The sequence below is a fragment of the Wolbachia endosymbiont of Drosophila baimaii genome (assembly GCF_028982185.1).
GTDB lineage: Bacteria > Pseudomonadota > Alphaproteobacteria > Rickettsiales > Anaplasmataceae > Wolbachia > Wolbachia pipientis.
This window is the reverse complement of the sequence record NZ_JAPQLE010000118.1, coordinates 1-11,037: the sequence shown is the minus strand read 5'-3', so window position 1 is coordinate 11,037 and position 11,037 is coordinate 1. Positions and strand designations below refer to the sequence as shown.

Below are 11,037 nucleotides of genomic sequence, written 5' to 3'. Positions count from 1 at the left end.
GCTTTTTTGCTGTTTGTATTCAACATTACATGCAATTTTCTTGTCTGTTCATAGCTGCGATACTTTCTATCTTCGCTATTTTCTTTGCTATGACCAGGAGTGTTGTTGTATATACTAATTCCTGTACTGTCTATAGCAATTTCGATATCTTCCATATTATTTTTATCAATTCTGCAATCATTGATCTTAATATTGAGTTTCTTAAACCTTCTTGATGATTGTGAATAGCTGATAACTTGCAAATTTTTCCCAATTTGCTCAAGGTATCCTGCTATAAACCCAACTGTTTGCCTCAGGCCTATTCTAAATAAACAAGTTATTATGTGCACCAAAATTACAACTTTATCGCTATAAATATTGTTGCCACCTGGTATTTTTGGACCATTCTCGTACCACTTTTCTATGGCTTCGTTGATATAATGAAAAATATTTCCTCTTTTTTCTAGAAATTTGTTATATTCGCTATGGTTACTGACCCTCATTTTTTGTGGCATATTTTTTCTTTCAAGGTTAAATGGCTATTTTATAATGAATTTTGTCAGTAGCCACCAGATTTTTTCAGTTGCTATGCAACAAAGCCCACTGGGATCCAGATTGGGCACTAAGTTGGTAAACACGAAAGCGGTTAATCCTCTACAACGTTTTTGATGGAACTGTGCAAAAGGACTGGATTCCAGTGTCAAGCACTGGAATGACACCCATTTGTTCCTATAGTTGTCTTTTCTCGTCTACCTTATTTTGCCACTCTGCTGAACAGATACGATCTATTATAGATTTGATATGAGCCTTATTTTACTTTAATCGCTTATAACCTTTGGCACTACGAAATACCCATGCTCAGGTTTTGTATTGGACAATATCTCTTCTTTAATGTTTTGAGAATTTATAACATCATCGCGTACATGAATGTCCTTGTCTATACTGCCATAATGCACAGGAGAAACACCTTCAGTATTAACTTGCAATAAAGTATTATGTATCCAATCCAGCATTGTCAGTTCTTTGGAGTAGTGATCAATCTCGTCATTTGATAACTTAATCCTTACAAGCTGTGCAATTTTAAGCATTTCTTCTTTGGTAATTGTTATTTTTCTCTTATTTGCAAATTCTATTAGTGAAGTAATAACGTCTTCTGTTGACTTAGCTGGCATCTTTACCTCCTTGGATAAAGTGAGTTAAAATATTTACAACCGAAACAACTTCTATTTTACCAGTTTTTTCAAGTTTGTGAAGTATGGTATCCGTAATCACTAATTTATCTAAAGAAGAGGAAGAGATTTTCTCAACTGCACTTCCTGGAAGCACGCCATGTGTGATGCATGAAATTACGGACTTTGCTCCGTGGCCTTTTAAAGCAAGAGCTGCATTACACAATGTTCCACCAGAGTCAACTATATCATCAACAATGACACAATTTTTATTTGCAACTTCTCCTATTATGTTCATTACTTGAGATGTGCCTGCTTTCTCCCTATATTTATCTACTACAATAATCTTATCACTTAACCCTATCTTGTACTTTTCCTCTAAAGTCTTTGCAAAAGCACGTGCTCTACCAATTGCTCCAACATCAGGTGCAACAATTGCCAAATTTTCCGTGTGTATAGAGTCAACAAATGCTTCAAAGCAGTTCAAATTAGTTATCGGTACATCAAAGAATCCTTCAATTTGACTTGAGTGCAAATCAATAACTGCAACACTACTTGCACCTGCAGTTTGAATAAGATTTGCAACTAATTTGGCACTTAAAGCAGACTGCACATTATTGTTCTTGATAATTCTATCTTGCCTGCTATATCCATAATAAGGGATAATTACTACTATCCTTTTGGCTCCTAATCTATTTACTGCATCAATTATAAGCAGAAGCTCCATAAGATTATCATTCACAGGGGGAGAAAGAGATTGTATTATATATACTTCTTGATTATACAGATCATTTGCTACTTCTACATTTACCTCACCATCGGTAAACTTTGATATCCAAGCAGAGGATGGTTGAACATCTAGCCGGTTAACTACTGATTCCCCTAATTCCTTACTAGCATTACCTATTATTATCTTCATAACGCACTAATTGAGTTTTTAAGATTATACAGAAATTGTGAAATAATTGAAATGTAAGTTTCTTTATCTAGTATTCTTGTCGGCGAATTAGGTATCTCTTGCACAATGACCTGTCATTTTCACGCATTGTTTCAATATACAGACCCAAATTGAAACAACTATACAAAATCCTGCTTATGTTTCAAGATAAATGACTTTAATGAAATATAATTTATCTAGTCATTTGTATCTGCTAGCATACTACACTTCCCATTGTAGAGCCTCTGCAACTTACTGAATTTATAATCGCTTTGTAAAAAGCTTTATACTCTTTGCTTAATTGGAGGTGCTACCTCTGCACTTTCTGCTCTGTCTAGGGTACTACTTGGTTTTTCTGCAGTAATTTTTTGAGTGTTACCATCTGCCTTATTCTTGATATCTGCTCCATATGATCTTAATACTTCAATAGCTTTCTCGTTTCCACTATTCAGCGCAATATCCAAAGCATCCATTCCATCATTATTTTTGTGGTTGATAAAATTCTCTAACTCAAAGATTTTTATATATTGCTCAATGATGAATTCTACCACTTTTCCAGGGCAATTATTAGCGGCAGGAAAGAGTACTGCATTGTTATTATTGTCTTTCTTTGTTACATCTGCTTTGAGCTTGTCTATCAAATACTTGATAATTTCTATTCTGCTATCATCTTCTGCTTCAGTGCACTGCCTAGCAGCTAAAAACAGAGCTGTTCGCCCATTATTGTCCACATCTTCAATATCTTGTCCCTTATCAATTAAGGCTTGTATTATATTTTTGTTCCCATACAAAGCAGCAAAGTGAAGAGGAGTATACCCTTCGGTACTTTCTCTTTCATTAATCAATGCACCATGGCTAGCTAGTAATTCTATAAATTCTGGCGTATTTGCAAAAACTACAAAGTGCATTGGTGTTAGATCATCTTTACCATGATTTTGAGTTTTTGCATTAACGTTTGCTCCATTTTTTATCAGCAATTTTGCTATTTCTAATTGTTTGCGTCCGATGGCAATATGCAGTGGCGTACGATTGCGTTCATAATGATCATTGACGTTTGTGCCACACTTTATTAGTAGTTCTGCAGCTTCAATATTACCTTCCTGAATTGCAACGTATAAGGAAGCATATCCATCTTTTGTTTCCTCTGTCATACGAAATTGCGAACATGTTAGTTCATATATTATTAAGGATTATTATTAAGTTTTTATTAATACAATATTAATGTAGCGGGATGACGAGCTTATCGTCATCCCGCCGCGAACCGTCATACCACTGCGAACCGTCATCCCGCCGCGGTATCTCTAGATCCCGCTAACAAGCAGCGGTATGACGGTTTTTCAAATTATCGTAAGTCAGTTTAGCTATAGCTACAAGTTTCATTCTTCCCTTACAAATAACTTTACTGCGTCCTTTTTTCGGATTCAGAATTAGCAAGAAACGTTCTTGTAAGGTAGTCTACTAAAATTTTACTTTATAAAACAATGTCTGAGCTATGCAATTAATACATTGTCAACACAACTGATTCATAAAAGCAAATATTATAACCACGAAGAGAGGAAATGTTATGCTTAGTTTAATAAGAAAGACCTTGAGAAAAAAAATGACTCATCAGGTAAACGATTCGAAATTGAAAGAGAAAGATGAAAAAAGTATTTTAAAATTAGCATCAAAAATAAAAGGCAAAAAAAGTAGCATTGCTGAAGAACTAGAAAAAATATCTAAAAAGGAAAACCAAAGGATTCTTACTACGGAAGTAAGCAAACATCGGGGTAAAAAATCAACTTTTACACTACTTACTCATGCTATATTTTGCGAGAATAGTCAAACTGTAAAGGATATTTTGCAACAAGCTAAATTGAGCAACCTTTTAAAGAGTGTTCTTAGTGCAAAAATAATTAGTGATGATTCATTAATTTATACACCACTTACTTATGCCATATTATGTAAAAATAGCAAAGCTATTAAAGAAATTTTAAAAGTCTCTAAGGAGAACGGTATTCTGAAAGATATTCTTAACGCAACAACAACTATAAAATATCTAGATGGTCGGAGAGCAACTGTTACACCACCTGCTTGTGCTATACTATGTGGAGATAGTATAGCTATTGAAGAAATTTTAAAAGTCTCTAAGGAGAAAGATATTCTTAACACAACAGCAACTATAAAATATCCAGATAGCCAGAAAGTGACTTACACACCACTTACTTATGCTATGTTCTGGAAGGATAGCAAAGCTATTAAAGAAATTCTAGTAGCAGCTAAAGGGAACAGTACTCTTCTGAAAGATATTCTTAACACAACAACAATTATGAAATATCTAGACCGGGAAGTGGCTTATACACCACTTGCTTATGCTATACTACGTAAAGATAGTATAGCTGTTGAAAAAGTGTTAAGAGTAGCTAAAGAAAAAGGTATTCTGAGAGATATTCTTGACGCAACAACAACTATAAAACATTTAGATAGCCGGGAAGTGACTTACACACCACTTGCTTTTGCTATGTTCCGGAAGGATAGCAAAATTATTAAAGAAATTCTAGTAGCAGATGAAGAGAACAGTATTCTGAAAGATATTCTTGACGCAACAACAACTATAAAATATCTAGATGGTCAAGAAGAAATTTACACACCGCTTACTTACGCCATATCATGTAAAAATAGCAAAACTATTGAAGAAATTTTAAAAGTCTCTAAAGAAAACGATATTCTGAAAGACATTCTTGACGCAACAACAACTATAAAATATCTAGATGGTCAGGAAGAAACTTGCACACCACTTGCTTATGCTATACTACGTAAAGATAGTATAGCTGTTGAGAAAATGTTAAGAGTAGCTAAAGAAAACGGTATTCTGAAAGACATTCTTAACACAACAATAACCATAAAACATAAAAATAATCAAAAAGTAACTGATAAGTTACTTGCCGCATTACATGATCGCAAAGTTATCCAAGAAATTTTAGACATAGCTAGAGAAAACGATATTCTGAAAGACATTCTTAATACAACAATAACTATAAAATATCCAGATAGTGAAGAAAAAATCTACACACCACTTACTTATACAATATCATGTAAAAGCAACGAAGCTTTTAATACAACAAGAGCTATAAATCAAGATGGTCAGGAAAAAACTCACATCCCATTTCCTACCCTTGATAAAAGAGAAACTGAATTAAAATTAAAAGAAAAAAGACAAAGTAGAAGAGATGAGGGATTAAATTTTAACAATGGTAGTAGTGACAAAAACGTTGAAATAAAAGTTAATGGGGATATCTTGTTGCAGCATAGTAGTGGAACTAAAAATGAAATAAATCATACTGCTGTACGTAATGATGTAGGGGGGGTAAAGCTTCCTATAGAAAGTAGAACAAATGTTAAAGTACGGAATATAAGTGGATGCAAAGTAATGACTGTAGCTTCTATGGTGATTGAGTTGGTAGATAGTAAAGCGACATGTGTACTGTTAAAACCCACCACTAAATTGGAAAAAGTAGCTATAACATATTTTCAAGGTTTAACACTATATTTATGAAACTTAATTTATATGTGCTAAACAAGATGCTGATTAGTTTTATAGGGCTAACCCAAGAAAGGTTTCCCTACGTTATACCGCCGCGGTATCTCTAGATCCCGCTAACACGTAGCGGGATGACGGTTGTCGTTTAGCTATAAATATTAAAAAATTTACCAAGCGAAAAAAAAGGCAAAAGAAGCCCCGTGGTGGTTGGCTATTTACTATGTACTAAAATATCGGCGTTTTTTTTATTCTAAAACGCTTGATTAAGAGCGATTTAGCTGCTTTTAACTTGCAACTAACCTACACCGCAAGTGTTTAAGAAATTTACTAAGCAGGAAAAAAGGCAAAGAAACCCCGTAGTAGCTAGCATTCAAATCCTCCCTTGTCAATTTGACGTTTTTTGCTGTCTTAAACGCTTTGTAAGCGCGTTTCGGCTTATATAGGTAAAAACCTAAAATTTTTTAAAGACATGCGATGCACGTAGTGCGAAAAATTAAACATGAGACGCCAAATACCCTAAGTTTTTTGTTATTAACCTGCACAGATTGCGAAGATAAATAAATAGCTTCAGTTTCATGATAAGGGGGCTGGCGGAGTTTGTCAAGGAAGTTTTTCGTTTCTGTGAACCACCTGCTAACCGACAGCTAACATTAACTACCGATATCGTATCTGAAGAAGCCCCCTGGCCATTCTAAAAAATTTAATGCTGAGTACACCTTACTTTTGGCTTCCTCTATAGTGCTCCCTTCTGCTACTATATTTAGCACTCTTCCGCCATCGGAAACTAAGTTACCACTTTCATCCAATTTAGTACCAGCATGAAACACCAACACACCAGGAATGCTTTCAATCTTATCTAATCCTTTAATTACTTCTCCCTTTTGATAATCACCCGGATAGCCTTTACTTGCAACAACTACACAAACTGTAGATTTGTTGTTAAGTTCCACCATTTTGACATTTAACTTTCCTTCTGCAACTGACAACATCAATTTTAACAAATCGCAATTTGAATCAAATCTAGGTAATATAGATTGCGTTTCTGGATCACCGAATCTAACGTTATACTCGAGAAGTTTTGGGCTATCTTTGCAAATCATTAAACCAGCAAAGAGTACTCCTTTATAAGGCGTACCCATGTTAACCAATGCTTGAGCTGTAGGGTATATTATTTTTTGGATAATTTTTTGCTCCATGTCCTTACTTATAATTGAAGGTGACGAGTACGACCCCATACCTCCAGTATTTTGGCTTTCATTACTTTCATCAACTCTCTTATAATCTTTTGCACACCCAAGAGTTACTACTTTCAACCCATCAATAAGAGCAAAAAAACTTACTTCTTCTCCAACTAAAAACTCTTCTATGATTATTTCTTCACCTGATTCACCAAATTTTTTCTCCACTAGCATTGAATTTATTGCTGAAAAAGCTTCGCTTTCTGTATTACATATAACCACCCCTTTTCCTGCTGCAATTCCATTTGCTTTCACTACAAGTGGAAACTTCATTTTATTGCTACGTACAAAATCTTTAGCTAACCCTTCATCAACAAAACACTCGTACTTGGCAGTTGGTATACCATATCGTTTACATAGTCCCTTGGTGAAAGACTTCGATCCCTCAAGTTTTGCAGTTGCTTGACTTGGAGCAAAAACATTTATTCCCTCTGCAACTAAATCATCAGCAAGCCCATCAATTATTGGTTGTTCTGGACCAATAACAACCAACTCTATATTTTCTCTCTTGCAAAATTGTGTAACATCCACTGAATTTTGAATATTTACATCCACAAGAGCCCCAAGATCTTTCATAGCTTGGCGACCAGGAGTTACATATAACTCAGTCAAGATAGGAGATTTTTTTAGAGCCCAAAGTAGAGCGTGCTCACGCCCACCAGAACCTATAACCAGAACCTTCATCTTTATTTCCTCGCTTTTCTATATGTCAAAATTATTATTTGCTTATAACAGTATCATTACTCATGTATTTTTGCAACACGTTTGGTATTGCAATCGACCCGTCAGAATTTTGATAATTCTCCATTATGGCAATAATCGTTCTTCCTATAGCTAAAGCTGAGCCGTTTAAAGTGTGAATATATTTTTTCATCTTTTTATCAGTTTCTGAAGAATATTTAGTGTTCATTCTTCTTGCCTGAAATGTACCACAATTTGAGCAGCTTGATATTTCTCTGTATTTATTTTGCTCAGGTAACCATACCTCTATGTCATAAGTCTTGTGTGCAGCAAAGCCCATATCGCCACTGCACAGCAGCATCACTCTATACGGTAACTCCAGTTTTTTTAATATCTCTTCAGCAACATTCGTCATGCGCTCAAGTTCATCATTTGATTGGTCTTCAGTTGTAACACTCACCAATTCCACTTTACCAAATTGGTGTTGCCTTATCATGCCTCTCGTGTCTCGCCCTGCGCTGCCTGCTTCTTTACGAAAACACTCTGAATACGCAGTAAAGCGAATAGGTAGTTCTTTTTCCTCTACTATTTTATCAGCAACCAAATTTGTTAAAAACACTTCACTTGTGGGAATCAACCTCAATTCGTCGGTAGTTAAATACGAATCGTCAGAAAATTTCGGTAGCTGACCAACATTATACATAGCTTCGTTTTTCACCAAAGCCGGGTGGTACACCTCAGTATAGCCAAATTCATTAACATGCATTTCAAGCATAAAATTTATTAGCGCCCGTCCAAGCTTAGCCAACTGCCCTTTTAATATTGCAAATCTTGATCCGGAAATTCTCGCCGCTTGTTCGAAGTCCATTAAACCTAACTTTTCTCCGAGTTCATAATGAGATTTTGCTGTAAAATCAAATTGCCTTTTTTCTCCGTATTTTCTAACTTCTAAGTTAGAACTCTCATCTGCGCCTATTGGCACATCTTGCGCAGAAATATTCGGCAAGTTAGATAAAACATTCACCAACTTATCCTTTTCTGCTTGTTCTTTTAAGCTAACTGCCTCTATTTCATTCGTAATGTTTTTTGATGATTTTATTTGCTCTTCACAGGGGCTCTTGCTCATTTTAAGCTTTTTTATTTCCTCTGTGATTTCATTGCGCTGCCTATTCAAATCCTGCAGTTTAGTGGTTAATGATCTTTTTTCGTAATCGATTTCCAATATCTCTTTCGCAGTAAATTCTCTAATTCCCCTGCTTTTCATTGCCTTTTCAAATCCTTCAGGGTTTTTGCGTATATATTCTATATCGTGCATATATTGTGCTATTACTAACATTGTTACTGTACTCCAAAAGCTCTTAATATTCAATATTTTCTCATACTACTAAAATTATTATGGTTGATTTTTTTGTTAGAATTTGTTAAAATTTAATTAACTTAGCATTCATAGGGTGTAGTATGTTGGGCATTACAAAAAATAATCAGAAAGAGAGCACTTACTTTGCTGGTGAGGAATTCGTTATCTACGCTACTTGTGTATGCCTAGCAGCCACATTCGCTGCTGGCTGTTTAGGGGCGGTAATAGGATCCCCTCTATTGACCTTTCCACTTGCTATGCTCATCTCTAACCCCGTAGTTTGGGTTTTAATGGGAATAATTCTTACAGTAGCATACAAAATGGTTGTTGAACCTTTATTTTACTTAGCGAAGAACTATATTAATGGAAAAAGAGCTTCAAAGGGGGAAAAGAGTGAAGAAAAAGATACAGAACTACAAGATTTGCAAGGCAAGACTCCAGAAAAGCAAGCAAGACCGAAAACTCCTGATAGGGATAGTGGTATTTTTGACTGCAAAGAAAATAAGGATTCTTTTGTATATAAGACAAATAAAAAAGAAGATTATAAATTTTGGTTAAGTAATTTTGATATTGCAGAGATTGCAAAAAGTTACTATGGATGGATGCCATATCGTAAAAAAGGTCACAGGGAATTTTCCAAAGGAGTGTTCTTTTCTTGCCTCGATAATCTTACATCTTTTCTGGGGAACCGATTGCAAGAATATAAAGATAAAGTAAAAGGGGATAACAATTTAGTATTGTCTTCAATTCTTAACTTAAATAACAATCATTGGGTAACATTGGTTATTTCTCATGATGAAAAGAGTAAAAAGTTTAGAGCATATTATTGCGATTCATTTGGTGAACCATTACCAGAAGAGGTATCAAGTGCGCTACAGAAAACTCTAGGAATAGACAATAGTAGTATTAGAAACTCAAAAGCTAAACAACAAGATGACAAGTATAATTGTGGAATATTTGCCTTAGAGAATGCTAAGAAAATTACAGATATGCTGAAAGCAGGCAAATCGTTTGATGAAATTGATGATCAGCTAAAATATGAACTTAGTTCAGAGCAATTAATAGAGAAGAGAAAAGAATTTGCAAAAGCGTTGAAAAAGGATGAACAAAGCAGGGCTGGCACGCCAAGCCCTGTATTAGGTGGTCCAGGAAATATAAGTCGTAAAGATAGCGGAGTAAGTTTAGATTCAGTAGAAAGTAAGCAAACAAAAATTGTTCAATATAATACTACAGGTGATGGCAACTGCTTTTTCCATGCGGTATTTGGTGATAATAGCTCTGGTCAATATAAAACTGAAAAAGCACAAGATATGAGAATGGAATGGCACAAATTTTTAAGTCAATTTAACTCTTTGAATGATCCAAGGATGCCTGAGTTATTGAAGGGACAGATGCAGAAAGTTTTTGGTGCATTCTTAGAAAATCCAAATCATTTGATTGGTATGTCGGACTCAATAAAAGATTTGGTTCAGCATACAAACAGACGGGTAGAGAAGATCAAAAAAAAGACTAATAAATTAATAAAAAAGTTATGTTGTCTTACGACATTAAAAGAAAATGAAGTTATAGGTGATTTAAGAAGCATTAGTGCTAGTAATCTCAATATTAGTGAAAGAAAATATGATAGAAATTATAATAGTGATACCGCAGCAAATTCTTTTCTCAATGGCAAATCCATTTATAGATCTTATCTAGAGGCAATCAGCAGCCAAAGTTACCATGTTTTCATAGAAGAAATTTCTATCTTAGCTTCGCTGGCTAATATTGAAATTGACGTCTACTATAAAAATAATGGTAATGATGTAAATACATTGTTTCTGCCAAATGCGGGAGTGATAAATGAAGGTTATCAGCAGAACAACGAGCTATGGGGAAATAAAGAACAAGAAACGGTATACTTGGCACCTGGTCATTATGAGAGAGCTGAGATAGTAGAGGTAGAGCCTTCTCTTATGGAAAAAGTAAGTTCGGCTATACAAAGTGTTGTAACAGTATGTGTAAATGCGCTAGGTTTGAACACATAGAGTATATGTCCCTACAAGTAGGAAATTTGACAATTGATTCTCCAGTTATAGCATTTCTCATAATAGTCCGAACAGGTCATAGGAAGGCAGAATCAACAGCACGACGAAAGGATTCGAATAGAGGAATGTTTT

Annotated in this window: 8 protein-coding genes; 2 read left to right on the top strand and 6 right to left on the bottom strand. The window is 34.9% G+C overall.

What is annotated here, in order from left to right; all coding sequences use genetic code 11:
- The 4 genes from OZD66_RS04070 to OZD66_RS04055 form a co-directional block, all read right to left on the bottom strand.
- Nucleotides 1–494: transposase (locus OZD66_RS04070; RefSeq protein ID WP_275021950.1), on the bottom strand; the 494-nt coding region annotated here is incomplete at its 3' end.
- A 303-nt stretch (nucleotides 495–797) separates the two neighbouring features.
- Nucleotides 798–1,151 (bottom strand): Asp-tRNA(Asn)/Glu-tRNA(Gln) amidotransferase subunit GatC, encoded by a 354-nt coding sequence (gene gatC, locus OZD66_RS04065; protein WP_182366396.1) that lies wholly within the window; start codon nucleotides 1,149–1,151, stop codon nucleotides 798–800.
- Nucleotides 1,141–2,067: a ribose-phosphate diphosphokinase gene (locus OZD66_RS04060; protein WP_182366398.1), complete on the bottom strand. Its 927-nt coding sequence runs from the start codon at nucleotides 2,065–2,067 to the stop codon at nucleotides 1,141–1,143. The genes gatC and OZD66_RS04060 overlap by 11 nt, the downstream gene beginning before the upstream one ends.
- Nucleotides 2,068–2,369: 302 nt before the next feature.
- The gene (locus OZD66_RS04055; RefSeq protein WP_182366400.1) at nucleotides 2,370–3,236 is read right to left on the bottom strand and encodes an ankyrin repeat domain-containing protein; all 867 of its coding nucleotides are present in this window, start codon (nucleotides 3,234–3,236) and stop codon (nucleotides 2,370–2,372) included.
- A 413-nt stretch (nucleotides 3,237–3,649) separates the two neighbouring features.
- Between OZD66_RS04055 and OZD66_RS04050 the strand changes: the two genes are divergently transcribed.
- Nucleotides 3,650–5,620, top strand: coding sequence for a WD_0033/WD_0034 family tandem repeat-containing protein (locus OZD66_RS04050; RefSeq protein WP_182366402.1), 1,971 nt, complete (start codon nucleotides 3,650–3,652; stop codon nucleotides 5,618–5,620).
- Nucleotides 5,621–6,255: 635 nt separating this feature from the next.
- On the opposite strand, the gene purD is transcribed toward OZD66_RS04050, so the two are convergent.
- Nucleotides 6,256–7,527: a phosphoribosylamine--glycine ligase gene (purD, locus tag OZD66_RS04045; RefSeq protein WP_182366404.1), complete on the bottom strand. Its 1,272-nt coding sequence runs from the start codon at nucleotides 7,525–7,527 to the stop codon at nucleotides 6,256–6,258.
- Between the two features lie 34 nt (nucleotides 7,528–7,561).
- A complete protein-coding gene (gene serS, locus OZD66_RS04040; RefSeq protein ID WP_182366439.1) occupies nucleotides 7,562–8,839 on the bottom strand; it encodes a serine--tRNA ligase in 1,278 nt (425 codons plus the stop codon).
- Nucleotides 8,840–8,982: 143 nt separating this feature from the next.
- Between serS and OZD66_RS04035 the strand changes: the two genes are divergently transcribed.
- Nucleotides 8,983–10,905 (top strand): Ulp1 family isopeptidase, encoded by a 1,923-nt coding sequence (locus tag OZD66_RS04035; protein ID WP_275022279.1) that lies wholly within the window; start codon nucleotides 8,983–8,985, stop codon nucleotides 10,903–10,905.
- Nucleotides 10,906–11,037 lie beyond the last annotated feature (132 nt).

What these genes read in the sequence shown, in the direction of transcription:
- gatC (WP_182366396.1), bottom strand. Translation starts at nt 1,151, where the DNA reads ATGCCAGCTAAGTCAACAGAAGACGTTATTACTTCACTAATAGAATTT.
- OZD66_RS04060 (WP_182366398.1), bottom strand. Translation starts at nt 2,067, where the DNA reads ATGAAGATAATAATAGGTAATGCTAGTAAGGAATTAGGGGAATCAGTA.
- OZD66_RS04055 (WP_182366400.1), bottom strand. Translation starts at nt 3,236, where the DNA reads ATGACAGAGGAAACAAAAGATGGATATGCTTCCTTATACGTTGCAATT.
- OZD66_RS04050 (WP_182366402.1), top strand. Translation starts at nt 3,650, where the DNA reads ATGCTTAGTTTAATAAGAAAGACCTTGAGAAAAAAAATGACTCATCAG.
- purD (WP_182366404.1), bottom strand. Translation starts at nt 7,527, where the DNA reads ATGAAGGTTCTGGTTATAGGTTCTGGTGGGCGTGAGCACGCTCTACTT.
- serS (WP_182366439.1), bottom strand. Translation starts at nt 8,839, where the DNA reads ATGCACGATATAGAATATATACGCAAAAACCCTGAAGGATTTGAAAAG.
- OZD66_RS04035 (WP_275022279.1), top strand. Translation starts at nt 8,983, where the DNA reads ATGTTGGGCATTACAAAAAATAATCAGAAAGAGAGCACTTACTTTGCT.